The following is a 22,642-nucleotide window of genomic DNA, read 5'->3' as shown; positions in this document are numbered from 1 at the left end:
GTGGGAAAGCGCATCGAATGAACATCATCGACCGGCGGCTGAACCCTCAAGGGAAGAGCCTGGCGAACCGCCAGCGCTTCCTGCGGCGTGCCAAGGAACAGATCGTCAAGGCGGTGCGCGACTCCTCGAGTCGCCGGAGCATCCAGGACATCGAGAACGGCGAGAAGATCTCGATCCCGACCGGCGGCGTCCGCGAGCCCAGCTTCCATCACGGCTCCTCGGGGGGGCTGCGCGAGCACGTCGTCCCCGGCAACAAGGAGTATGTGGAGGGAGACCGCATCCCTCGCCCGCAGGGCGGGGGGCAGGGGCGCGGCAACGAGGCTTCGGACAGCGGCGAGGGCGAGGATGATTTCCGGTTCGTCCTGTCGCGGGACGAGTTCCTGGACATCTTCCTCGAGGACCTTGAGCTGCCCGACCTCGTGAAGCAGAAGGTCAAGCGCAGCGAGAGCTACTCGATCCACCGGGCCGGCTACAGCCCGACGGGCTCGCCCTCGAACCTCAACCTGGTGCGCACCATGCGCAACAGCCTGTCGCGTCGGATTGCGCTGAAGCGGCCGAAGCCGGCGGAGATCGAGGAGCTCGAGCAGCGGATCCGCGAGCTCGAGGGCGGGCACGGCGACGTCGTCGAGCTCCAGGAGCTGCGCGAGCAGCTCGAGCGCTACCTGCGGCGGTCGCGACTGATCCCGTACCTGGACCCGATCGACGTCCGCTACAACCGCTTCGAGCGGGTGCCGCGGCCGGTGGCCCAGGCCGTGATGTTCTGCCTGATGGACGTCTCGGGCTCCATGACAGAGCACATGAAGGACCTCGCCAAGCGGTTCTTCATGCTGCTGTTCCTGTTCCTGAAGCGCCGCTACAGGCACGTGGACATCGTCTTCATCCGCCACACCCACGAGGCGAAGGAGGTCGACGAGGAGACGTTCTTCTACTCGACCGAGACCGGTGGCACGATCGTCTCGACGGCGCTGGAGGAGATGCAGAAAGTCGTGCGCGACCGCTATCCGCCGGACGAGTGGAACATCTACGCTGCCCAGGCGTCGGATGGCGACAACATGTCCAACGACAACAGCCACGCCGCCTCGCTGCTGGAGGATGTGATCCTCCCGATGTGCCAGTATTTCGCCTACATCGAGGTGGCGCAGGATCACGAGGGCTCGCTCGGCGGGGCGCTCGGTGCCGCCTTCGGGCGCGAGACCGACCTGTGGCGGACCTACAAGCACGTCGCCAACAAGCCCGGCCAGGCCATGGCCATGCGGCGGGTCAAGAACCGGCGCGAGATATTCCCCGTCTTCCGCGAGCTCTTCGCCCGCGAGAACGCCCCAGGATAAGGCCCCAGGCCACGAGGCAGCCCAGCATGCTCAACCAGCTCAGCGAACCCGGCCTGCTCTACGAGGGGGCCGACTGGGACTACGACAAGATCAAGCGGGTCTACGACGCGATCGAGACGGTCGCGCGGGGCGAGATGGGCCTGGACATCTATCCCAACCAGATCGAGGTGATCACCTCGGAGCAGATGCTGGACGCCTATTCGTCCATCGGCATGCCGCTGATGTACAAGCACTGGTCGTTCGGGAAGCATTTCGCGCGCGACGAGATGCTGTACCGCAAGGGCCTGCGCGGCCTCGCCTACGAGATCGTGATCAATTCCAGCCCCTGCATCAGCTACGTCATGGAGGAGAACTCCATGACCATGCAGACGTTGGTGATCGCCCACGCCGCCTTCGGCCACAACCATTTCTTCAAGAACAACAACCTCTTCCGGCAGTGGACGGATGCCAAGGGCATCCTGGACTACCTGGAATTCGCAAAGAACTACATCTCGCGCTGCGAGGACCGCTACGGCCAGTCGGCGGTCGAGCGGGTGCTGGACGCGGCGCATGCGCTGATGTCCCACGGCGTGCACCGCTATCCCCGCAAGACGGCGCCGGACCTGCGCGAGGAGGAGCAGCGCGAGCGCGAGCGGCAGGCGTATCAGGAGAAGATGTACAACGACCTCTGGCGGACGGTGCCGACCAAGCCCGGCCGCCCCGAGGCGTCGACGGCCGTGGCCGAGCGCAAGGCGCTGCTGGGGCTGCCCGAAGAGAACATCCTCTACTTCCTCGAGAAGAAGGCGCCGCGCCTCAAGCCCTGGCAGCGGGAGCTGCTGAGGATCGTGCGCCATATCTCGCAGTACTTCTATCCGCAGAAGCAGACGAAGCTGATGAACGAGGGGTGTGCAACCTACACCCACTACTACATCATGAATCGGTTGCACCAGAAGGGGCAGATCAACGAAGGCGCGATGCTGGAGTTTCTGCATAGCCATACGGCCGTTGTCTTCCAGCCGGAATTCGACGACCCGCGGTATTCCGGCATCAACCCCTATGCCCTGGGCTTCGCGATGATGCAGGACATCGCCCGCATCGCGAGCGACCCGACGCTGGAGGACCGCGAATGGTTCCCCGACTGGGCCGGCAACGGCGATCCCATGGGCACGCTGCGGGACGCCTGGGCCAATTTCCGGGACGAGAGCTTCGTCCTGCAGTTCCTGAGCCCTGCGCTGATGCGCAAGCTGCGCCTGTTCCAGGTCCGCAACGACGCGACCGAGCCGGAGCTTGTGGTGGAGAACATCCACAACGAGCGCGGCTACCGCAGCCTGCGCAAGGCCCTGGCACGCAGCTACGACATCGCGCGGCTTGAGCCCGACATCCAGATCGTCGACGTGGATCTCGCGGGCGACCGCAAGCTGCTGCTGCAGCACCGGGTCACCAACCGGATCCTGCTGGACGAGTCGGATGCGCGCGCCGTGCTCCGGCACATCGCGAACCTTTGGGGCTACGAGGTCGCGCTGATCGAGGTCGACGCCACCTCGGAGGCCGTCCTGAAGGAGCATACCGTCGCGGGCAGCTCAGTCCTGCTGGGATGACGGAAACGGGAGCTTCCGGCATAGCGGCGCTCGCGAGGCGGTGTCGGGCGGCCCCGTCGGACGTTCTACGGACTATGCGGAAGAATAGGCATTCGTCATAATCGATAAGTATGCTGCCGGTCCAAACGACGTCACGGATGTGCGATGCGCGTGCTGCTTGCCGACGACCACAACCTGGTCCGTGACGCGCTGAAGAGCTACATCGAGCGCCTGGAGCCCAGCGCCGAGGTGCTGACCGCAGATTCCCTCGGGGCCGCGGTGGAGATCGCCGACACGGGCACGGCCCTCGACCTCGTTATCCTCGACCTGAAGATGCCAGGCATGAACGGGCTGCAGGGCCTCGCCCGCATGCGGGAGAAGGTGGGGCAGGTCCCGGTCGTCCTGATGTCCGGCGGCGCCACCCAGGAGGAGGTCCGCGGGGCGCTCGACATCGGGGCCAAGGGCTTTCTGCCGAAGACGCTGACGGGGCCGGCCCTGGTCTCCGCCATCAAGCTGATCCTGGCCGGCGAGCGCTTCGTCCCCTTCGACGCCTTCGAGGCGCAGGCCGAGGAGCCGGACGGGCCCGGCCCCGAGGGCATGACCCCTCTGACCCAGCGCGAGCGCGAGGTGCTGGGTTATCTCGAGAAGGGCTGGTCCAACAAGGAGATCGCCCGGGCGCTGGACCTCCAGGAGGTCACGATCAAGCTCCACATCCGCGGCATCTGCCGCAAGCTCGGCGCCAAGAACCGGACCCAGGCAGCGCTGCGCGCGCAGGAGATGCGCCGGGCCCTCTGATCCGGCGCGGCCTTTCGCGCCCATGCCCCGCCCGCTAGACTGCGCGCCGGGCTCCGTCGCCCGCCGTGCAGAAGAAGGGAAGGGCCCATGGATCCCGTCGTCACCGCCTGCGTGCTGATCATCGGCAACGAGATCCTTTCCGGCCGCACCCAGGACACGAACCTGGCCTTCCTCGGACGCAGCCTCGGCGAGCTCGGAATCCGGGTCCGCGAGGCGCGAGTCGTGCCCGACATTGCCGAGGAGATCGTCGCGGCCGTCAACGCCTGCCGGGCCCGCTACGACTACGTCTTCACGACCGGCGGGATCGGCCCGACCCATGACGACATCACCAGCGAATGCATCGCGCGCGCCTTCGGCGTGCCGCTGGAGCGCAACCCCGAGGCGGTGCGCCGGCTCGATGCCCATTACGGCGACCCGGCGAAGCTGAACGAGGCGCGGCTCCGCATGGCGGCGATCCCGAGCGGCGCGACGCTGGTCGACAATCCGATCAGCGCCGCGCCGGGCTACCAGATCGACAACGTCTTCGTGCTGGCCGGCGTGCCCTCGATCATGCAGGCGATGTTCGAGCAGCTCGCCCCCCGGTTGAAGAGCGGTCCGCCGGTCCTCGCGCGGACGGTGAGCTGCCGCGTCCCCGAGGGCACGATCGCCGAGGGCCTGGGCGCGCTGCAGCAGCGCTACCCCGCGCTCGATATCGGAAGCTATCCCTATTTCGGTGTCGGCGGCTTCGGCGTCAGCCTCGTGCTGCGCGGGACCGACGAGGCCGAGCTGGAGCGCGCAACCGGCGAGCTGTGCGCGCTGGTCCGCTCGCTGGGCGGCGAGCCCACGGTGACCGTCGGACAGGCATAGGGCAGAGGACGCCTTTATCGGCTCCGGAGTGGAACCACCGCGCGTGAATCCCATTCTCGGACTGAGAGACCTGCGTCTCCGGAGCACCCCATGCAGACGACCCTTCTGCTCTTCCTGGCGAAGCACCTGGTCTGCGGAGCGATGGGCGGCGCCTCGCTCGGCCTCGGCCTCCTGGCCCTGGATGTCGGCAGCCTGCGCACGCTCCTGGGGGCCAGCGACGACTGGCTGATCGGCGCCTTCATGCTGTTCTTCGGGCTGATGGTGACCTTCGGCGGCGTCGCGGTCGCCGCCGGTGTCATGACCCTGGGCCGCGCTAGCGACGAATAGGGCGGATGATCGCCCGCGCCGCTGCGCACGCGCCGCGAAAACACGCTCGCGCCCGGCTCCGCGCTGTGGCACGACAGGATGCGTGCGGACGTGGCGAAACCGGTAGACGCAGCAGACTTAAAATCTGTTTTCCGGAAGGGAGTGCGGGTTCGAGTCCCGCCGTCCGCACCAGCGGCAGACCGTGCGTTTGCCATCAGTCCGTGCCGGAAATCGCGCGGGGCGTCCACAGCGCCAGGACCGCGCCGTCGAAGTCGCGGCGGTCCATCTCGGCCATGCCGAAGCGGGCGGGGATCCTCGGGCCGGAAGCTGACGATCCAGGCGCGCTCGGGGAGCCCGGGGCCGGCAAGGGCGCGCCAGCCCACGCGCAGGGTCAGCCCGCCGGCGGAGATCGCGTCGCTCCGCGGCTCCAGCCCCACCAGGGGCAGGATGGCCGGCGGCAAATAGGCGCGGATCGCCGCCCAGCGTTCCTGGAGATCGGGGTCCTGAACCGCAAGGACCGAGCCCTAGCGCGGTCCGGCGGCATAGCGCGCCAGGCTCCAGAAGGCGAAGTTGTCGGTGGCGAGGATCGTGTCGCCCGGTTCCGCCTGGGCACGCAGGGCTCCTGCCAGGGTCTGGAAGACGTTGGGCTTGGGCGCTGCGGCCAGCTCGCGCCCGCGCTCCGCCATGACGAGGACAAGCGCGGCCGCGGCGAGGACGAGCGTCATGCGCAGGCGACGGCCGCGGAAGGTCCGGTAGAGCGTGACCAGCGCCGCTGCGAGGATCAGCGTCAGGATCGGCAGGATGACGACGAAGTTCTGCAGATGCCAGGCCGGCCGCAGTGCGTGGCTGACCAGGAACAGGAGTCCGATGGGCAGCACGAGGAAGGCGAGGATCAGCGCGAGCGGCCGCCGGTCCACCGTCAGGCCGAGCGCGATGATCGCCACCGCCGCGGCAAGCAGGCCCAGCGCCGGGCCGACGGACGAACCGGCCGTCATGGTCGAAAGCGTGTCCAGGACGATCCAGCCATCCGGCACGGTCACATGATTGACCGAGCGGATCATGGCGTTGGCGATGGCCGGAAGGCGAGCGCGCCGGTGATCGCCCGCGATCCCAGCCACAAACCGAAGCGCCTTCGGCCGTCCGGCGCCTTGCGCATCAGGAGCAGGCCGTACGCCGAGGTCGAGACGACGAGCATCACGCCGGTCGCCTGGCTGTAGATCACGGCCACTTCGGCCAGGCCGGCCAGCAGCGCTGCAAGCCGGGGGCGCGATCCCGCCGCCATGCTGTGGGTGAAATACCAGGCCGGCACGGCAAGGCAGGTGATCATGGAATACATGCGGAGCTGGCCGGCGAAATGCAGCGACATCGGCGACACGGCCAGCAGGAGCGCTGCCGCCAGCGCCACGGCCTCGCCGTGGACCCGGCGTGCGCACAGGTACAGAAGCAGGATCGCGGCTAGGCTCCATGCCACCGAATTGGCCATCAGCCAGCGATCGCCGACGCCGAAAGCGGCCAGAGGTTGAGCTGCGCGTACCAGGCCGGCGGATGCAGGTCGAAGCGCAGGGCCCCGATCAGGGCGTCCCCGAAGCCCTGCGCCACGTAGGTCGCTCCGAAGATCTCGTCGAGCCAGAGATGCCCTGTGCCGGCATCCACCCGCAGCAGTGCCAGCACCGGCACGCAGGCGATCGCGGTGCCGCCGGCCAGCCGCAGGGGCGGCGCGTCATCCCGGAATGCTGCCGAGGCCGCCCCGGTCATGGTCCGGTTCCGCCGTCCCTGGCCGCTGATGCGTCCGGTGCGCCGTGGCGGCCCGGGGGGTGGAGGATGCCTGATCCGGCATCGCCGGTCCTGACCATCGCTGATCCCCGCCGCTGGGGGTGATCTCCGGATCGTCCCTCGGCGCGGATGCGGATCAATGGATCCTGCGAGCATTTTAGGTGAATTCCGCAATACCGCCGCCAGCGCGGTATGGCGCCACGGCAGTCCTCCGTGGCGGTGCCGCGCAGGACTGCCGCCGACGCGATGCGGGTCGCGCAGGTGCCTTACTGCTGCGCCCGTGCCTGCCAGCGCAGGAACTGCTCGAACAGCGCCTCGGCCTGCTCGCCCGGAATGCCGCGCCGTGCGGCGAAGTTGCGGAAGGCGTCCCGCGCCGCCGGATCGGCCTCGGCCACGGAGGCCTGGCGCAGCCAGGCCACGGCCGGCTCGAACGGCGTCCAGCCCGGAACGGTTGCCGCGAGGTTCACCTCGGCCCATTTCGGATGGCGCGGCGGCTTCAGGAACTCGTCGAAGCGGCTGAAGAACGCCTCCACGAACCGGGCAACCTTGCGGTAGCGCTCGCTGTTGCGCTCCCAGTTGTAGACAGCCATGACGGCGCCGACCGCCACCGTGTCGACGGGCGCGTCCGGCGCGATCAGGCCTTCGTATTCCCTGTGGCTGAGCTGCGAGGGCAGGTAGTCCTGGAGCAGCTCGGGCGTCGGCGGGATAGCCAGGAAATGCAGGCCCTCCTCGGGCCTGACGTCGCGAAAGAGGCGCGCGGGCTTGCCGGCGACGTAGGCCAGCGCCGCGATCTCGCCCCGGCGCAGCTTCTCCAGGGCCAGGGACTGGTCGAAGTTCGTGGGCTCCACGGCGATTTTCAGCGCGCCGAACACCAGCGATGCCGTCATGGCGGTGCCGCTGCTGCGGACATCCATGTTGACCTTGCGCCCGGCCAGATCCTCGATGCCGGCGATCTCGGGCCGAGCAAGGACGTGGAACTCCTCATTGTAGAGCTTCGTGACGTAGCGGACCCGGTTGGCGAGGTTTGGGAACAGGTTCTCGCGCCGGGCATAGGCCAGCACATCGGATTGCACGATGCCGATGTCGATGCCCCTCAGGTGCAGAATGTCCCCGAGATTCTGGACCGATCCCTTCCCCAGCACCGGCAGGATCCGGAGCCTGTCGCCATCGTCGAGCACCGCCGCCAAGTCGGCCGCGATCCGGACATAGGTCCCCTCGACGCCGCCCGAGACGATGCCGACCGTGCCGGCGTTCACCCGGTCCGACGGCTGGTCCGCGGCGCGCGCCGGCAGGCTCGCCGGCCCGGCGAGTCCCAGAACCGCCCCGAGGAGACCCATGGCCAGGCCCCGGCGCGCGCCCGGCATCAACCGCCGCGTGATCGCCCACTGCATCCGATCCTCCCTGCTTCCGTTCTTCGTTGGTCGTCCACCACGCCTTCGTTCAGCGGCCCTGCCGCGCACGCGCTCAGCGGCCCTGCCGCGCACGCCAGGCCGCGAGGTCACGCAGCCGGGCCTCGGCCTCGGCGCTGCCGGCGGCCATCGCCCGGCGGTACCAGCTTTCGGCCTGGTCGGGCGCCGCGGTCAGGCCGCGGACCCCCATCTGCCTGTGCACCACGGGATCGTGGGTCCTGCCGAGCGCGACGGCAGCCTCGCTGCTGCCCTGGTCGGCAGCGCGCTCATAGAAGAGCCGCGCCGCCGCCACGTCGCCTTGCTGCAGCAGCTCGTCCCCGCGCCGGATCAGCAGCGGCACCGAAGGTCCCGGTGGCGCGGCGGGGCGCTGTGCCGCCGGCCGCTGCATGGCGGGCGGGGGCGGGGCGGGGGGCTGCGGGACGGCGTGGACGGGTTCGGCCGTCTCCTGCGCAGTTGGCGATGGGGGCGGGGCGGTCACGGCCACTGCCGTGTCCGACGGGGACGGCGCAGGTGAGGGCTGGGCAGGTGAGGGCTGGGCAGGCGAGGGGTGGGCAGGCGAGGGCGGCGCAGCGATGGGCGCCGCAGCCGCGGGATCTCGGGCCGGCGTATCCGGAGGCTGAGCCGCATCTGGCAGCTGCGCGGCTTCGGACCCTCCCATCTCCTTGGGCGTGCCGGTCGGGAGTGTCGCAGGCTCCGCCGCAACCTCCGCCGGCAGTTCCGCGGCGGGCGCTTCCCCGGCGGGCGCTTCCCCGGCGGGCGCTTCCCCGGCGGGCGCAGTCCCGATGGCGGCTTCCGTAGCCACCGCAGCGGGTTCGGCCGCCTCGGCTGCTGGTTCGGCCGCCGGTTCGGCCGCTGCGGCAGTCGGTGCCGATGTCACGGCCGCCGGTTCTATGGACAAGGCAGGGCTTTCGGCCGACACGGCAGCGGGCGGCGCCATGTCGGGTCGCTCGTCGGGCCGCTCCTCTGCGGTCGTGGGTTCCATCGCCGGTCCGGGCGCCCCGTCGGGAGATGGCTCGGGCGCGGGCCGCATCTCCTCGGCTGTCAGATCGGGTGCTGCGGCTGGCGTGCCGGGTTCGCTTGGCTCACCGGGCTCGCTTGGCTCACCGGGCTCGTGGGGATCGCCAGACTCCTGGGGCGCTACCGCCGCGGCACCGATGAGCGCGTCGATAGCCTCCCCGTCCCTGGCGACCGGCGGGGCATCGTCCGTGGCCGGCATCGAGGGGATGGTTTCGCCGGCATATGCATCTGGGGCCGGGGACGTGTCTTCCAGTTCTTCCGCCGCGTTGCCAACTTCGTCGCGCGTCGCCTCCTCGGGCGGGGGGCCGGACGCCCCCGATTCGCCGGGGCCATCGGAGTTCCCGTAGCCCGCCTCGGCCTGTATGAGGGGAGGCTCGGCTGGCGCCGCAATCGACTTTCCCGGCAGCCCGCCGGGCGCCGCGCCGGCCAATCCGGCGGACGGCGCGGCGCCGGGCGCCGGGACCAGGGCGGCAAGGTCGGGGGGCGATTCCGGCGGGATCTGGTGACGTTCGGCCCGAACCGTGGAGCCTGGCTCCGGGAGCGCGGGCAAGGAGGACGGCTGCATCGTCACGCGCGCGTCCGGCGATTCCGCCGCTTCTGCGGTCCATGCCCGCCCGAGCTCGGCCCATAGGGTCCGGCCGCCGTCGATCACCGCATCCACGTTCTTTCCGAGGGCCGCCGCGGTCAGGAAGCTCGCGGCAAGCAGGCCATAGCCGGCGAGGGGCCGGCGCGGCGCGAGGGGGGGCTCGGGCGGCATGTCCGGCGTGGTGACGGGGGGCACGCGTGACGGGCTTCCGTAATGATCCTCCAGGATCTGCCAGCAGGGGGGCTGCGCCACGCCAACGGCTCCGGTGCCGCCCGGGGCGCGACCTATAAGCGCGGGCGGGGCCGAAATGGAGCGCGCCACCATGTCGACGATCTCGGCAGGGATTTCATCGAGACGCGCCTGTGTTGCCGCCCGCAGGGCGGCGTCGCACAGGGCCAGGATCCTGCCCACGTCGCCGCGCGAATACAGAGCGAGCCGGCCGTAGGCCTCGGGCGTGAAGAGATCGGGGCCGACATAGCCGGCCTCTCGGAGCCGCGCGCTGACGAAGCCCGCCGTTCCATACAAGGATACCGTACCAGGACTGCCCCCGCTCAAGCTCCGGACGGAGCGGATCCGCTGTCCGGCCACGAGATACGGAGCATCCATCGGTCACCCTCCGGCGCGTGACGCGCCTTCTTGGCCATGCCGGCCGCATGGCGGTTGGGCTCGGTGCCTAGGCCTCCCTTTGGGTCCCACAGGCCCGAGCCGGCCCGGCACCTCACCGTGGTGGCCGGACGGGACATTATATTACGATTGTGTAACGATGTAGGAAGCGATTGTGCGCGCGCTGGCCTGCCGCAAGGGGGTAGCCCATTGGGACGGGTATGCACTTCGGGGCCGCGCCCTACCGTCCGGACCTTTAGGGGCGCAGCGCCCAGGCGAGCTGATCGGCGCAGGTCCGCAGCGGCTCTGCGCTCTGCGCGGCCTTGGCCATCGCCATGGCCCCGGAATAGGCCGCAACTACCAGAGTCGCCGCCGCGCCGGGATCGAGTGGCCGCACCAGGCCCTGCTCGAGATCGGCACGCAGCTTCTCAGCCACGGCGGCGCGCCAGCGTCCGAAGATCGCGTCGATCGCCGCGCGGAACTCGGTGTCCTGTCCCGACAGCTCGAGCGCGAGGTTGTTCAGCGGGCAGCCCCGGACGACCTGATTCCGATCCAGCTCCACCGCGATCGCCTCAAGGACGGAGTGGACGCCTTCGATCGTCGTCGGGGCGTCACGGAGCGGGGCGAGCCAGGTCCGTTCGACCGCATCGGCGACCCGGTCACGGATCACCGCAAGGACCAATTCCTTCTTGCTCGGGAAATGATGGGAGAGGGCACCGCCGGTCACGCCCGCGGCGGTCCTCAGCTCGTGCATGGCCGTGGCATGGTAGCCCTGGCCGCAGAAGGCCGAAAAGGCCGCATCCAGAACCCGCCGTCGCATGCCGTCGGGATCATTGGTCCGCAGCCCTGCCATTCTTGTCTCCATCCATCCGGTCACGGGCGGAAACTACGCCCGTTGACAAAACAGGACAACTGACCTGTTAATGAAAACAGGACGATCATCCTGTTTCTGGAGGGGCATGTGGCCGAGGATCTCGGAGTGGTCGAGCTGCGGCGCTACCGGCTTCATGCGGGGGCGCGGGAGGGGCTGATCGCGCTGTTCGAGCGCGAGTTCGTCGAAACGCAGGAGGCGGAGGGAATCTCCTTGATCGGGCAGTTCCGCGATCTCGACGACGCGGATGCCTTCGTCTGGATCCGCGGCTTTGCCGACATGGCCGCGCGGAAGGCAGCACTGGCGGCGTTCTACGGAGGCCCCGCCTGGGCGGCGCATCGCGAGGCCGCCAATGCCGCCATGATCAACTCGGAAAATGTCCTGCTGCTGCGTCCTGCCTATCCCGGATCGGGTTTCCCGGACGCCGTTGCGCCGCGACCTGCGCTTGCCGTGGACGTCGAGGCGTCCGACCTGATCCTCGCCACGGTTTGCCATCTCGCACCTGGCACCGATGGGAGCTTCGCGGCCTTCTTCGCCGAGGCGATCGCGCCGCTGCTGGCAGAGGCTCGCGCGCCGGCGCTGGCATCCTTCATGGTCGAGCGGAGCGTCAACGGCTTCCCACGGCTGCCCGTCCGCGAGGGCGAGACGCTGTTCGTCTGGTTCTCGGCCTTCGCTGGCCCGCAGGACCATGCCGCGCATCTTTCGGCGCTCGACGACTTGCCGGCGTGGCGCCGCGAGGTCCTGCCCGAGATGGAGCGCCGCGTCTGGCGCCGCAATGAGGTTTCGCGTTTGGCGCCCACCGCGCGCTCGCTGCTGCGCGGCGTCCCACCTTTCGCGCTTGGCGTGCGTACCCAGGCACGCCTACCCTGAAGGAACAGATGGCGCATGAGCCCCGAGCTTCCCATCTGCAAGGAAGTCGCGACCTGGAGGCATGATGAAGGATCCGAGGAGCAAGGCCGAGCAGACCAGGGAACTCGATGCCATGATGCAGGAATTCCTGAAGCGGGGCGGTGCGGTGACGCAATGCGCCCCCGGCCCGTCCGAAGAGATCGTCTACAAGGGCACCTTCGCCCGCCGCGCGAAGAAGCAGGAAGGCTGACGCCAGCACGGCCGCCCAGGGGCGTTCCGACATGGTTCGGGGCGCCCCTGGGCGACCGCTGCCCACTTGACCGCCGGCGAGCGGCACAGGCAGTTTCTCGCGTCCGGGGACGTGGACACGAGAGATCATGGATTCCGCCCAGCGCCACCAGCAGATCGTCACCCTCGTCCGCGAACGGGGCCTCATCGAAGTCCAGTGGCTCGCCGAGCATTTCGGCGTCACGCCGCAGACCATCCGCCGCGATGTCGAGGAACTGTCCCAGCGCTCGCTGGTGCGCCGCTTCCGCGGCGGTATCGCGGCCCCATCCAGCGTCGAGAATCTCGCCTACGGCACCCGCAAGCTCCTGATGGCCGAGGAGAAGCGCCGGATTGCCGAACTGGCGGCGGCGCATGTCCCGGACGACGCCTCGCTCTTCGTGAACATTGGCACGACCACCGAGGCGGTCGCCCAGGCGCTGACGGGTCATTCCGGCCTGCGCGTGATCACGAACAACCTGAACGTCGCCAACATCCTGCACAACAGCACCCGCTTCGCCCTGACGGTCGCGGGCGGGCAGGTGCGCGAGCACGACGGCGGCATCGTCGGTCCCGCCACCATCGACTTCATCCGCCAGTTCAAGGTCGATATTGGGATCATCGGGATCAGCGGGATCGACTCGGAAGGCGACCTCCTTGACTACGACTACCAGGAGGTCCGCGTCGCACGGACCATCATCGAGAATTCCCGCCGCGTCTTCCTTGTGACGGACCACACGAAGTTCGGGCGCAGCGCCATGATCCGCCTGGGCCATGTGGGCGAGGTGGACGACCTCTTCACGGACCTTGCGCCGCCCGCGCCGCTGGCCGAGGTGATCGAGCAGACCGGCTGCCGGGTCCATGTGGCCGGCACCGCCGCGGACGGACGTCCCGCCGCGGTGCAGGCGGAGCCCCGCTGACGGCGGGGCGTGCGGCGCGCCCCATCCTCCGTGCAACTCCTGCGAGATCTGGAACGCCCGCGGCGCGACATTCGTGGAACCCTCGGCGCCACCCGCCGTTTTCGCTTGCGAACATGGATGAACACATCCATTTTCTGAAGCGAACATGCCGGGGCAGGTTTCCCGGAAATGCGCACGGAGGATGGACATGGCGGCAGCGGGCCCGACGGCTGATCTCCTGGTGGTCGGGGGCGGCATCAACGGCGCGGGAATCGCACGTGACGCCGCGGGGCGCGGGCTATCGGTCTTGCTGTGCGAGCAGGGCGACCTGGCCTCCGCGACGTCCTCGGCCAGCACCAAGCTGATCCATGGCGGGCTGCGCTACCTCGAGCATTACGAGTTCCGGCTGGTCCGCGAGGCGCTGGCCGAGCGCGAGGTGCTGCTGCGCGCGGCGCCGCACATCATCTGGCCGCTGCGCTTCGTACTGCCCCACGACCGCAGCATGCGGCCGGCCTGGATGCTGCGCCTGGGCCTGTTCCTCTATGACCATCTCGGCGGGCGCAGGTTGCTGCCGCCATCGCGCGGGATCGACCTTGCGCGCCATCCCGCGGGCGCACCGCTGGCGGAGGGCTTCACCCGCGCCTTCGAGTATTCCGACTGCTGGGTCGAGGACAGCCGCCTCGTCGTGCTGAACGCCATGGATGCCGAGGCGCGCGGCGCGCGCGTGCTGACGCGCACCCGCCTCGTGGCGGCCCGGCGCGAGCGCGGGCTGTGGATCGCGACGCTGGCCGACCTCACGACGGGCGCAACCATGGAGGTGTCCGCGCGCGGCCTCGTGAACGCCGCAGGGCCCTGGGTCGCCGACCTGCTGTCGGCGCGCCTGGGCACGCCGTCCCGCCACAAGGTCCGGCTGGTCAAGGGCAGCCACATCGTCGTGCCCCGGGTCTTCGAGGGCGATCACGCCTACATCCTGCAGAATACGGACCGGCGGATCGTCTTCGCGATCCCCTACGAGCAGCGCTTCACCCTGATCGGCACCACCGACCTGGACTATTCCGGCGATCCTGCTTCCGTCGCCATCGCGCCGGAGGAGGTCGACTATCTCTGCGCCGCGACCTCGCGCTACTTCCGCAAGCCCGTGCGCCCGGAGGACGTTGTCTGGAGCTACAGCGGCGTCAGGCCTCTGCAGGACGACGCCGAGGGCGACGCCTCGAAGGTCACGCGCGACTATGTGCTGGAGATGGACACGCTCCACGGCGGCGCGCCGCTGCTCTCGGTATTCGGTGGCAAGATCACGACCTTCCGGCGCCTTGCCGAGGAGGCCGTCGACCGGATCGGCCATGCGCTGGGCAACGGCGCGACACGCTGGACCCGCGATGCGACCCTGCCCGGTGGCGACATCCCGGACGCCGATTTCGACGCCTTCGTCGCGGCTCTGGGGTTGGAGTACCCCTGGCTGCCCGAGGGGCTGCGTCGGCGTTACGCCCGCAGCTACGGCACCCTGACGCGGGAGCTTCTGGCCGGGGCCGACCGGCTGGCCGCCCTCGGGACCTGCTATGGGGGCGATGTCTACGAGGCCGAGCTGCGCTGGGCGCGCGACCGCGAATACGCCCGCACCGGCGAGGACTTCCTGTGGCGCCGCTCGAAGCTCGGCCTCCATCTCTCGCCAGGCGAGCGCCGCACGGTGGAAACTTGGTTCGCGGCCGCCGAGGTGCCGGTCCGCGCGGCCGAATAGGCCCGGCGCGACCGGTCCGGCGGGGCTGAGTGTGCCGGTCCCGGGCGCTAGCCGCTGGGCTGGGGCACGAACCAGAGCAGCGCCATCGTCGTGGTGAGGGCCGAGATGGCGGTCGACACCAGCACGGCGCTGGCGACGGGTCCCACATGGATCCCGTAGCGCTGGGCGAAGATGAAGACGTTCAGCCCGACCGGCAGGGTGCCGAGGACGACGGCCACGCCGAGCTCGAAGGGCGGCAGGGCGAACACGTACGTCCCGATCAGCCAGACCACGCAGGGCAGCGCCATCTGCTTGATGGCGACGATGGCGAGCGTGCGGCCGAGCAGGCCGCGCACCCGGATGCCGACCAGATCGGCCCCAAGGGCGAAGAGCGCGCAGGGCACGCTGGCCGCCGACAGCATGGAGATCGTGCGGTCGAGCGGGACGGGCAGACCGATCCCCGTCGCGCCCCAGGCCGTCCCCGCAAGGATCGCCAGGATGATCGGGTTCTTCAGCAGCGCCAGCACCGTCCGCCCGAGGATCGCCAGGGGCTTCCCGCCGCCCGCGCGGGACATCTCCACCATAACGGTGGCGCTGCCGATCAGCGTCACGGCGTGGCAGGTCACGATCAGCAGCACCAGCGGCAGGCCGCGCTGGCCGAAGGCCGGGACCGCCAGCGGTATGCCGATCAGCACGAGGTTCGAGAAGATGGCCCCGAGGGTCAGCGTCGCGGCCTCGGCGAGGGGCTCGCGGAAGACGCCGCGCATGAATACCAGCGCGGGCACCGCGGTGACCACGAGCGCCAGGTAGTAGGTCGCGAAGAAGGCCAGCTCGTCACGGCCGGGAAGCCCCCGCTGGGCCATGGAGCGGAACAGCAGGGCCGGCAGCGCCAGATAGAAGACGAAGGTGCCCAGCGCGCGGGCGGAGCCCGCCCCGAAAAGGGGAGGACGTCCGACCGCGAAGCCCAGCAGCACCAGGCCGAAGACCGGGAGGACGACCTCCAGGATCTGGTTCAAGGCGGCGCCTCGGACGCCACCGCCTCTGCCGTGGAGCCGCGGGCGGCCTGCTGCTCGCGGTGGAAGATGTAGAGGCCGCTGGCAACGATCAGCAGGGCGCCCGCGCCCGCCTGTGCCGATGGCACGTCGTTCCAGATCGTGACACCCAGCACCACCGCCCAGACGATGGAGATGTACTGGAAGGGCACGACAATCGCCGCGGGGGCGAGCTGCAGCGACCGGTTCAGCGCCAGATGTGCGCCCAGGGCGACGATGCCCAGCAGACCCATCAGCAGGAAGTCCACGGGCCCGGGCGGTACCCAGATCCAGGGCAGGAGCACGCCGCCGCACAGCAGCGACACGACGGTCTGCTGCCATGCCAGCACCGCAGGCCCGGTATCGCGCAGCGAGCGGGTGGCCAGCATGCCCAGCGAGAAGCATACCGTGCCTAGAACCGCTACCAGCGACGGCATGGGCGCCAGCGCCCCGGAGGGCTGCAGCACCATGACGACGCCGCCGAAACCGACGCCCACGGCGAGCCATCGCCGCCAGCCCACCCGCTCTCCCAGGAGCGGCACCGAGAGAGCGGTGACCAGCAGCGGCGCCGCCATGTAGATCGTCATCACCTCGGCAAGCGGCAGGTCGCGCACCGCCCAGTAGAAGCAGCCGATCTCGGCGGTGTTGCAGAAGGCCCGGAACAAATGCGTGCCCGGGCGTCGGCGCACGGCGTCCCAGCGCAGCCCGGTCCGCCGCAGCGGCGGCGTCAGCACCGCCAGGGCGAACAGGCTGCGCACCGCCAGGATCATGGCGACGGGATAGCCCACCACGAGCCACTTGCCGAGCGCATCGTTCCAGGCGAACAGCGTCATGCCGAGCAGCATCATCACGATGCCGCGGCGATTGTCCTGGTCCTGCATGTCAGATCACGGCGGCCCGGCGGAGATCATCGATGGCGTCCTCGCCGAGCTCCAGCCAATCCGCCAGCACCTCGCCGGCATGCTGCCCCAGAAGCGGCGGCGGGCGGCGATACTCGACCGGGGTCGCCGAGAGGCGGAAGGGCGATGCCACCAGCGGGACCGTACCGGCCGCGGGATGCGGCATCTCGACTCTGAGGCCGCGGGCCTCCGCCTGCGGGTCGGCGAAGACCTCGGCCATGTCGTTGATGGGGCCGCAGGGCACGCCCTGGCGCTCCAGCGCCTCCAGCCAGGACGCGGAGGGCCGCTCGCGGATCGCCGTCTCCAGGATCGGGATCAGCTCGGCCCGGTTGCGCACACGGTCCGCGTTGCGCGCGAAGCGCGGGTCGGCCGCGATCTCGGGGCGGCCGGCGACGGCGCAGAACTTCTGGAACTGGCCGTCGTTCCCGACCGCCAGGATGATGTGCCCGTCCGACGTGGCGAAGACCTGGTAGGGCACGATGTTGGGATGCGCGTTGCCCAGGCGCCGCGGCGCCCGGCCCGAGCTCAAGTAGTTCGTGGCCTGGTTCGCCATGCTGGCGACCATCACGTCGAAAAGCGCCATGTCGATGGCTTGGCCCTCGCCGGTCCGGTCGCGGTGCGCGAGCGCTGCCAGGACAGCGATCGTGGCATTGAGCCCCGTCAGGATGTCCACCAGGGCCACGCCGGCCTTTTCTGGCGGGCCGTCGGGCTCGCCGGTAACGCTCATAAGCCCGGCCATTCCCTGGATCATGAAGTCGTAGCCCGCCCGCGCGGCGTAGGGGCCGTCCTGGCCGAAGCCGGTGATCGAACAGTAGACGAGGCCGGGGTTGATGGCCTTCAGGCTCGCATAGTCGAGCCCGTATTTCGCCAGGGTGCCGACCTTGTAGTTCTCCAGCACGACGTCCGCCCTGGCGGCCAAGGCCCGCGCGACCTCGCCGCCGCGGGGCGAAGCGATATCGAGCGTCAGGGACCGCTTGCCCCTGTTCGCCGCCAGGAAATACGCGGCCTCCGAGGTATCGCGCCCGTCGGCGTCCTTGAGATAGGGCGGACCCCAGCCGCGGGTGTCGTCACCCTGGCCCGGGCGCTCGACCTTGACCACGTCGGCGCCCAGGTCGGCCAGCGCCTGGCCGGCCCAGGGGCCTGCGAGGACGCGGCTGAGGTCCAGGACGCGCAGATGCGCGAGCGAACCCGGCATCAGGAGAAGGCCTGGATGCCGGTGATGGCACGGCCGAGGATCAGCGCGTGGATGTCGTGCGTGCCCTCGTAGGTGTTCACGGCCTCGAGGTTCATCACGTGGCGGATCACGTGGTACTCGTCGGCGATCCCGTTGCCGCCGAGCATGTCGCGGGCCACGCGGGCGATGTCGAGCGCCTTGCCGCAGTTGTTGCGCTTCATCAGCGAGATCGCCTCGGGCGGGCAGCGATCCTGGTCCTTCAGCCGCCCCAGGCGCAGCGCCGCCACGAGGCCCAGCGTGATCTCCGTCTGCATGTCGGCGAGCTTCTTCTGGATCAGCTGGTTGGCCGCCAGGGGGCGGCCGAACATCTTGCGCTCGAGCACGTAGTCGCGGGCCTGGTGCCAGCAGAACTCGGCCGCGCCCATGGCGCCCCAGGAGATGCCGAAGCGGGCGTTGTTCAGGCAGCCGAACGGTCCCTTGAGGCCTTTCACCCCCGGCAGCATCGCGCTCTCGGGAACACGCACCTCGTCCATGGCGATGCCGCCGGTGATCGACGCGCGCAGCGAGAACTTGCCCTCGATCTTCGGCGCCGAAAGGCCCTTCATGCCCTTTTCCAGCACGAAGCCGCGGATCACGTCCTCCTCGTCCTTGGCCCAGACCACGAAGACGTCGGCGATGGGCGAGTTCGTGATCCACTGCTTGGAGCCGGAGATCACGTAACCGTCCGCCGTGCGGCGGGCGCGCGTCTTCATCCCGGCGGGGTCCGAGCCGGCATCGGGCTCGGTCAGGCCGAAGCAGCCGACCAGCTCGCCCGAGGCCAGGCCCGGCAGGTAGCGGCGGCGCTGCTCCTCGGAGCCGTAGGCGTAGATCGGATACATGACCAGCGAGGACTGCACCGACATGGCCGAGCGATAGCCACTGTCGACGCGCTCCACCTCGCGGGCGATAAGCCCGTAGGCCGTGTAGGAGGTCCCGGCGCAGCCGTATTCCTCGGGCAGGGTCGAGCCCAGCAGGCCGAGCGCGCCCATCTCGGACATGATCTCGCGGTGGAAGATCTCGTGCCGGTTCGCCTCGAGCACCCGCGGCATCAGCTGCTCCCGGCAGTAGGCGCGCGCGCTGTCGCGCACCAGCCGCTCTTCCTCGGTCAGCTCCTCCTCGAGAAGAAGCGGGTCCTCCCAAACGAACGGCGCACGGCTCATGATTCGACTCCTCCAGCGGCCACGACGGGGCCCTTGCCGCGGGCCGCGGGGCACTCAGTTTCTTTGAACTACCATAGCGACGCGTCCCGCGGCGAGGCAACATGCCGCCCCCTGCGCGGTGCGCGTCCCGGGGTCGCGTCGCCGGGTCGCGTCCAGACCGGCTGCGCCACCATGCCGGGGGAGGCCAGATGTCCGACGCCATACTCGCGGCGCGGCGCGCCGCGGTCGCATCCGTGGAGCTGCCCGCGGTGCTGTACCTGGTCGCCCCGGGCGGTGCGGTGGATATGCTGGCGACCTCCGGCCCGGCCGCGGCGCTGTGGGTCCCGGACCCACCCCCGACACCCTGGCGCGGCCGCCTGGCGGCCCGCCGCTTCGTGGAATGGAGCGAGGACGGGAGCCCGGAAGGGCCGCTGCATCTGACCCTGGCGCCGCTTTCCCGCGACCCGTCGGGGCAGGCCATGCTCGTGACGGCCCATGGACGGGGCTATCCCGCCATCGTCTCGCCCGACCGGCTGGCGGTGCTGCGCGCCTTGATGGGCCCGGAGCTTGACGAGCTTGTGGCGGCGTCCGCCGCGGCTGCAGACGCGGAGCTCGCCTCGATCCGGACGGCGCTGCTGCGCGGCGACGCCGACGGTGCCGCGCGCATCGCCCATGGCATGAAGGGCATGGCGCTGAACCTCGGCGCGGATGCCCTGGCGGCCTCCCTGGAACACCTTCAGCAGGCATCCTTCGACCCGGACGCCCTGGCCGCCGTATCGGCCATCCTGTCCCTGAGCGCCGCGATGCTGGAGGCGCGGTTCGCCGCCGGCACGTCATGACCTGCGCCGGCGGCGGTCGTCGCTTGCCAACGGTCCCGAGGGTCGGCGAAGCTGCGCACCGGGTTGATCGGAGTGCAGGCGTGTCGAGCTGGATCGAGTTCTGGGGGCGCCCCCATGCCATCTACGTGAACCAGCGCAATCTCGAAGCCCATTTCGACCGGCTCGCCAGCGATATCGAGCCCCTGCTGCCGGACCGCGCCGACAGCCGCGTGCTGGACTGGGGCTGCGGGGACGCGCTCTGCGCCGGGCGGCTGTCGGCGCGGATCGGCACCCTCTTCCTGTATGACGCGGTCGAGGCCGTGCGGGCGCGCCTGGGCCAGCGCCTCGGCGATCACCCGCGCATCCGCGTGCTGGATCCCGGGGACTTGGCCGCGCTTCCCGATTCGAGCCTGGACATGATCCTGGTCGTCTCGGTGCTGCAGTATCTCGATGCGGGCCAGCTCTCCGCCGCGATGCGCGACTGGCACCGGCTGCTCAAGCCCGATGGACGGCTGCTGATCGCCGACGTGATCGAGCCGGACACGCCGGTCCTGCGCGACGTCCTTTCGCAGCTCCGCTTCGCGCGGGCGAACGGCTTTCTCGGGGCCGCGCTGCTCGGCCTGGTGCGGATGGCGCTGTCGGATTACGGCCGCGTGCGGCGCCAGGCCGGGTTCTCGACCTACCGCCCCGATACCATGCTGGGCCTTTTGCGCGGCGCTGGCTTCGCCGCCGAGCGGCTGCCCAGGAACGTCGGGCCGACGCCGCACAGGAACAGCTTCATGGCGCGCCGGGCGCCCGCCTCTCAGGACGACCGGGGGGCGGCATCCCCGCCGAAGGTCCAGAACCGGTTGGCGCCGTAGCTCCACAGCATCACGGCGAGCGTCGCCGCGACCTGCGAGGCCAGGTAGTGAAGGCCCGCCCGGTGGGTCAGCGCCGCCATGACGAGGCTATTGAGCCCCAGCCCGAACAGCGCGACGGTCAGGAACCGGGCGGCGGTGGGCAGGTGCTCGCGGTCGCTGCGGAAGACGTAGCGGTAGTTCAGGGCGTAGCTGACAGCGGCGCCGGCGACGAAGCCCGCAGCGGAGGCGGAGACCGGACCGACCCCCGCCAGCTCGGCCAGGACGATCAGCGTCCCGTAATGGGCGACGGCGGCGGCGCAGCCGACGAGGGCGAACAGAACGAACTGCATCATGGCGCGCGCTCTATAGCACGCAGCTTCGCGGCGCCGCACGTCGCCATGGCAAAGCGGGCGCGGAAGGGGTAGTGTCTGAGCCTCTCTGTCGCTCGGGTGATGGCATGAAGGGCGAGGTCAGGACCTTCAAGATTAGGGACAGCGCGACCCAGGAGGACGAGGAGCATCTCGCCGGGTTTCTGCGCACCGTCGAGGTCAAGCGGATCGAGACCGCCTATGCCGAGGGCGCCTGGCATATCCTCGTCGTCTTCGAGGATCTGCGCCGGCGCGAGGAGAGCGCCCAGATCCGGTCGGCCATCCTGGAGAGCCTGAGCAACTGGCGCAACCGCACGGCACAGGACATGGGCTTTGCGCGCGATGCGCTGATGCCGGACGCCGCGCTCCAGGAGATCGCCCGCTACGCCCCCACCACCGAGGTCGAGCTTTCGGTGATCGCGGGATCGCTGGGCCTGAACCTGGCCGAGCATGGCGCCGCCCTCGTCCAGGTGGTGCGCCAGACGCTCGAGGATCTGACGGCAGTCGACTGAAGGCGGTTGCCCGACGGTGTCTCAGCCGGCCTCGCGCTGCGCGGTGGCCCGGCGCGGCAGGCGGCGTCCGATGGCCGGGACCACCAGCACCAGGAACAGCCCGGCGACCACGAGCGCGAGCGAGGCGATCTCGCTGACCCCGATGCGCTCGCCCAGCATCAGCGCTCCGCTGAAGACCCCGACCACGGGGACGGCCAGCGAGCCGATCGCGGCGATCCCCGGCGGGAAGATCTCGACGATGCGGAACCAGGTCCAGTTGCACAGCATCATCGCAACCACGCATACATAGGCGATCGCGATCCAGGCCGTACCCGAGGCGGTGAGCAGCGTCGACGGCGAGCCGGCAACGAGCATGCCGGCGAGGGGCGCCAGCCCGCCGATCAGGAGTTGCCAGGCGGCAAGCTGGATCGCGCCGAGCCGCCAGGGCACCGCCTTCTGGATCACGGTGCCCGCCCCCCAGGAGAAGGCGCTGGCCAGCATCAGGAGGACGCCCCACGGGGCGCGGGCGAGGTTCGCGACGTCGGGCGCCAGCAGGACGGCGAGTCCGCACAGGCCCAGCGCCAGCCCGCCGAGCCGGAGCCCGTCGATTCTCTCCTTCAGGAAGACGGCGCCCAGGATCACCGCCCAGAGCGGCATGGTGAAGCCGATGATCGCCGCGCGGCCGGCCCCCATCATGCTGATGGCGTAGCCGCTGAAGAGCTGCCAGCCCGTCACGTTCAGCAGTGCGGCCAGCACCAGCGGCGGCAGGTCGCTCCGCGGCACCGCGAGCGATCGGCCCTGGATCCGGGCGATCGCCATCAGCCCCGCGGCACCTGCGAGGATGCCGAGGGTGCGGAAGGTCAAGGGCTCGACCTCGGTCAGGCCGATCTTCATGACCGGCCAGTTCACGCCCCAGGCGAGGCTCAGGAAGACGAGAAGGGCCATGCCTTCGGCCGGAACGGTGGCGTCGGTCTTGGCGGTCACGGCGTCTGGCTCCGTCGCTGGCGGGGACAGGGGAGCCTAGCCTA

The 22,642-nt window shown here is 70.0% G+C and carries 24 protein-coding genes and 1 tRNA gene; 13 read left to right on the top strand and 12 right to left on the bottom strand.

Going from position 1 to position 22,642, the window contains the following annotated elements:
- Window positions 1-17: 17 nt before the first annotated feature.
- The 6 genes from JUB13_RS01595 to JUB13_RS01570 all read left to right on the top strand — a co-directional run bounded on the left by JUB13_RS01595 (window position 18) and on the right by JUB13_RS01570 (window position 5,023).
- Complete coding sequence (locus JUB13_RS01595) at window positions 18-1,328, top strand: YeaH/YhbH family protein (protein WP_207476617.1); 1,311 nt, start codon at window positions 18-20, stop codon at window positions 1,326-1,328.
- A gap of 26 nt (window positions 1,329-1,354) precedes the next feature.
- Window positions 1,355-2,905: a SpoVR family protein gene (locus tag JUB13_RS01590; RefSeq protein ID WP_207476615.1), complete on the top strand. Its 1,551-nt coding sequence runs from the start codon at window positions 1,355-1,357 to the stop codon at window positions 2,903-2,905.
- 144 nt (window positions 2,906-3,049) lie between these two features.
- Window positions 3,050-3,679: a response regulator gene (locus tag JUB13_RS01585; protein ID WP_207476614.1), complete on the top strand. Its 630-nt coding sequence runs from the start codon at window positions 3,050-3,052 to the stop codon at window positions 3,677-3,679.
- Between the two features lie 87 nt (window positions 3,680-3,766).
- A complete protein-coding gene (locus tag JUB13_RS01580; RefSeq protein WP_207476613.1) occupies window positions 3,767-4,525 on the top strand; it encodes a competence/damage-inducible protein A in 759 nt (252 codons plus the stop codon).
- A 90-nt stretch (window positions 4,526-4,615) separates the two neighbouring features.
- Window positions 4,616-4,852 (top strand): hypothetical protein, encoded by a 237-nt coding sequence (locus tag JUB13_RS01575; RefSeq protein ID WP_207476612.1) that lies wholly within the window; start codon window positions 4,616-4,618, stop codon window positions 4,850-4,852.
- Window positions 4,853-4,936: 84 nt separating this feature from the next.
- A tRNA-Leu gene (locus JUB13_RS01570) sits at window positions 4,937-5,023 on the top strand.
- Window positions 5,024-5,355: 332 nt separating this feature from the next.
- Here JUB13_RS01570 and JUB13_RS01565 read toward each other — a convergent pair.
- From JUB13_RS01565 to JUB13_RS01540, 6 genes are all read right to left on the bottom strand, one after another.
- A complete protein-coding gene (locus JUB13_RS01565; RefSeq protein WP_207476611.1) occupies window positions 5,356-5,949 on the bottom strand; it encodes a hypothetical protein in 594 nt (197 codons plus the stop codon).
- Entirely contained in the window at window positions 5,889-6,314 is a 426-nt protein-coding gene (locus JUB13_RS01560) for a glycosyltransferase family 39 protein (protein ID WP_207476610.1), read from the bottom strand. The genes JUB13_RS01565 and JUB13_RS01560 overlap by 61 nt, the downstream gene beginning before the upstream one ends.
- Entirely contained in the window at window positions 6,314-6,586 is a 273-nt protein-coding gene (locus tag JUB13_RS01555) for a hypothetical protein (RefSeq protein WP_207476609.1), read from the bottom strand. The genes JUB13_RS01560 and JUB13_RS01555 overlap by 1 nt, the downstream gene beginning before the upstream one ends.
- 284 nt (window positions 6,587-6,870) lie before the next feature.
- Window positions 6,871-7,995: a TAXI family TRAP transporter solute-binding subunit gene (locus JUB13_RS01550; RefSeq protein WP_236024648.1), complete on the bottom strand. Its 1,125-nt coding sequence runs from the start codon at window positions 7,993-7,995 to the stop codon at window positions 6,871-6,873.
- Between the two features lie 73 nt (window positions 7,996-8,068).
- Window positions 8,069-10,222 carry a hypothetical protein gene (locus tag JUB13_RS01545; RefSeq protein WP_207476608.1) on the bottom strand — a complete coding sequence of 718 codons (2,154 nt, stop codon included), beginning with the start codon at window positions 10,220-10,222 and terminating at the stop codon, window positions 8,069-8,071.
- 253 nt (window positions 10,223-10,475) lie between these two features.
- Window positions 10,476-11,072, bottom strand: a complete 597-nt coding sequence (locus JUB13_RS01540) for a TetR/AcrR family transcriptional regulator (RefSeq protein WP_207476607.1) — start codon at window positions 11,070-11,072, stop codon at window positions 10,476-10,478.
- Between the two features lie 108 nt (window positions 11,073-11,180).
- Here JUB13_RS01540 and JUB13_RS01535 point away from each other — a divergent pair, with 108 nt between their 5' ends.
- From JUB13_RS01535 to glpD, 4 genes are all read left to right on the top strand, one after another.
- Window positions 11,181-11,960: an NIPSNAP family protein gene (locus JUB13_RS01535; RefSeq protein WP_207476605.1), complete on the top strand. Its 780-nt coding sequence runs from the start codon at window positions 11,181-11,183 to the stop codon at window positions 11,958-11,960.
- Between the two features lie 64 nt (window positions 11,961-12,024).
- Window positions 12,025-12,189, top strand: coding sequence for a hypothetical protein (locus JUB13_RS01530; protein ID WP_207476603.1), 165 nt, complete (start codon window positions 12,025-12,027; stop codon window positions 12,187-12,189).
- 127 nt (window positions 12,190-12,316) lie between these two features.
- Window positions 12,317-13,123: a DeoR family transcriptional regulator gene (locus JUB13_RS01525; protein ID WP_207476601.1), complete on the top strand. Its 807-nt coding sequence runs from the start codon at window positions 12,317-12,319 to the stop codon at window positions 13,121-13,123.
- A 187-nt stretch (window positions 13,124-13,310) separates the two neighbouring features.
- Window positions 13,311-14,837, top strand: a complete 1,527-nt coding sequence (glpD, locus tag JUB13_RS01520) for a glycerol-3-phosphate dehydrogenase (protein WP_328702838.1) — start codon at window positions 13,311-13,313, stop codon at window positions 14,835-14,837.
- A gap of 47 nt (window positions 14,838-14,884) precedes the next feature.
- Here glpD and JUB13_RS01515 read toward each other — a convergent pair whose 3' ends face one another.
- From JUB13_RS01515 to JUB13_RS01500, 4 genes are read right to left on the bottom strand one after another with little or no spacing between them, the layout of a single operon-like run.
- A complete protein-coding gene (locus tag JUB13_RS01515) occupies window positions 14,885-15,832 on the bottom strand; it encodes an AEC family transporter (protein WP_207476597.1) in 948 nt (315 codons plus the stop codon).
- The gene (locus JUB13_RS01510) at window positions 15,829-16,728 is read right to left on the bottom strand and encodes a DMT family transporter (RefSeq protein ID WP_207476595.1); all 900 of its coding nucleotides are present in this window, start codon (window positions 16,726-16,728) and stop codon (window positions 15,829-15,831) included. Before JUB13_RS01510 ends, JUB13_RS01515 begins: the two co-directional genes overlap by 4 nt.
- A 1-nt stretch (window position 16,729) precedes the next feature.
- Window positions 16,730-17,941: a CaiB/BaiF CoA transferase family protein gene (locus JUB13_RS01505; protein WP_207476593.1), complete on the bottom strand. Its 1,212-nt coding sequence runs from the start codon at window positions 17,939-17,941 to the stop codon at window positions 16,730-16,732.
- Window positions 17,941-19,119 carry an acyl-CoA dehydrogenase gene (locus JUB13_RS01500; RefSeq protein WP_207476591.1) on the bottom strand — a complete coding sequence of 393 codons (1,179 nt, stop codon included), beginning with the start codon at window positions 19,117-19,119 and terminating at the stop codon, window positions 17,941-17,943. Before JUB13_RS01500 ends, JUB13_RS01505 begins: the two co-directional genes overlap by 1 nt.
- Window positions 19,120-19,307: 188 nt before the next feature.
- Here JUB13_RS01500 and JUB13_RS01495 point away from each other — a divergent pair, with 188 nt between their 5' ends.
- Window positions 19,308-19,937 (top strand): Hpt domain-containing protein, encoded by a 630-nt coding sequence (locus JUB13_RS01495; protein ID WP_207476589.1) that lies wholly within the window; start codon window positions 19,308-19,310, stop codon window positions 19,935-19,937.
- A gap of 80 nt (window positions 19,938-20,017) precedes the next feature.
- Entirely contained in the window at window positions 20,018-20,776 is a 759-nt protein-coding gene (locus JUB13_RS01490; RefSeq protein ID WP_328702837.1) for a class I SAM-dependent methyltransferase, read from the top strand.
- On the opposite strand, the gene JUB13_RS01485 is transcribed toward JUB13_RS01490, so the two are convergent.
- Window positions 20,719-21,108, bottom strand: coding sequence for a GtrA family protein (locus JUB13_RS01485; RefSeq protein WP_207476585.1), 390 nt, complete (start codon window positions 21,106-21,108; stop codon window positions 20,719-20,721). The two genes, JUB13_RS01490 and JUB13_RS01485, sit on opposite strands and share 58 nt — an antisense overlap.
- Window positions 21,109-21,212: 104 nt before the next feature.
- On the opposite strand from JUB13_RS01485, the gene JUB13_RS01480 reads away from it, so the two are divergent.
- Window positions 21,213-21,635, top strand: a complete 423-nt coding sequence (locus JUB13_RS01480) for an HRDC domain-containing protein (protein ID WP_207476582.1) — start codon at window positions 21,213-21,215, stop codon at window positions 21,633-21,635.
- A gap of 21 nt (window positions 21,636-21,656) precedes the next feature.
- On the opposite strand, the gene JUB13_RS01475 is transcribed toward JUB13_RS01480, so the two are convergent.
- Window positions 21,657-22,598, bottom strand: coding sequence for a DMT family transporter (locus JUB13_RS01475; RefSeq protein WP_207476580.1), 942 nt, complete (start codon window positions 22,596-22,598; stop codon window positions 21,657-21,659).
- Between the last annotated feature and the right edge of the window lie 44 nt (window positions 22,599-22,642).

Origin of the sequence: Arenibaculum pallidiluteum (assembly GCF_017355985.1) — a bacterium.
GTDB lineage: Bacteria > Pseudomonadota > Alphaproteobacteria > Azospirillales > Azospirillaceae > Arenibaculum > Arenibaculum pallidiluteum.
Note: the sequence above shows the minus strand (reverse complement) of the source record. Positions and strands in the feature narration are given on the sequence as shown.

Bases quoted from the DNA above. Each gene is read 5' to 3' on its own strand.
- JUB13_RS01595 (WP_207476617.1), top strand. From the start codon at position 18: ATGAACATCATCGACCGGCGGCTGAACCCTCAAGGGAAGAGCCTGGCG.
- JUB13_RS01590 (WP_207476615.1), top strand. From the start codon at position 1,355: ATGCTCAACCAGCTCAGCGAACCCGGCCTGCTCTACGAGGGGGCCGAC.
- JUB13_RS01585 (WP_207476614.1), top strand. From the start codon at position 3,050: ATGCGCGTGCTGCTTGCCGACGACCACAACCTGGTCCGTGACGCGCTG.
- JUB13_RS01580 (WP_207476613.1), top strand. From the start codon at position 3,767: ATGGATCCCGTCGTCACCGCCTGCGTGCTGATCATCGGCAACGAGATC.
- JUB13_RS01575 (WP_207476612.1), top strand. From the start codon at position 4,616: ATGCAGACGACCCTTCTGCTCTTCCTGGCGAAGCACCTGGTCTGCGGA.
- JUB13_RS01560 (WP_207476610.1), bottom strand. From the start codon at position 6,314: ATGGCCAATTCGGTGGCATGGAGCCTAGCCGCGATCCTGCTTCTGTAC.
- JUB13_RS01555 (WP_207476609.1), bottom strand. From the start codon at position 6,586: ATGACCGGGGCGGCCTCGGCAGCATTCCGGGATGACGCGCCGCCCCTG.
- JUB13_RS01550 (WP_236024648.1), bottom strand. From the start codon at position 7,995: ATGCAGTGGGCGATCACGCGGCGGTTGATGCCGGGCGCGCGCCGGGGC.
- JUB13_RS01545 (WP_207476608.1), bottom strand. From the start codon at position 10,222: ATGGATGCTCCGTATCTCGTGGCCGGACAGCGGATCCGCTCCGTCCGG.
- JUB13_RS01540 (WP_207476607.1), bottom strand. From the start codon at position 11,072: ATGGCAGGGCTGCGGACCAATGATCCCGACGGCATGCGACGGCGGGTT.
- JUB13_RS01530 (WP_207476603.1), top strand. From the start codon at position 12,025: ATGAAGGATCCGAGGAGCAAGGCCGAGCAGACCAGGGAACTCGATGCC.
- JUB13_RS01525 (WP_207476601.1), top strand. From the start codon at position 12,317: ATGGATTCCGCCCAGCGCCACCAGCAGATCGTCACCCTCGTCCGCGAA.
- glpD (WP_328702838.1), top strand. From the start codon at position 13,311: ATGGCGGCAGCGGGCCCGACGGCTGATCTCCTGGTGGTCGGGGGCGGC.
- JUB13_RS01510 (WP_207476595.1), bottom strand. From the start codon at position 16,728: ATGCAGGACCAGGACAATCGCCGCGGCATCGTGATGATGCTGCTCGGC.
- JUB13_RS01505 (WP_207476593.1), bottom strand. From the start codon at position 17,941: ATGCCGGGTTCGCTCGCGCATCTGCGCGTCCTGGACCTCAGCCGCGTC.
- JUB13_RS01500 (WP_207476591.1), bottom strand. From the start codon at position 19,119: ATGAGCCGTGCGCCGTTCGTTTGGGAGGACCCGCTTCTTCTCGAGGAG.
- JUB13_RS01495 (WP_207476589.1), top strand. From the start codon at position 19,308: ATGTCCGACGCCATACTCGCGGCGCGGCGCGCCGCGGTCGCATCCGTG.
- JUB13_RS01485 (WP_207476585.1), bottom strand. From the start codon at position 21,108: ATGATGCAGTTCGTTCTGTTCGCCCTCGTCGGCTGCGCCGCCGCCGTC.
- JUB13_RS01480 (WP_207476582.1), top strand. From the start codon at position 21,213: ATGAAGGGCGAGGTCAGGACCTTCAAGATTAGGGACAGCGCGACCCAG.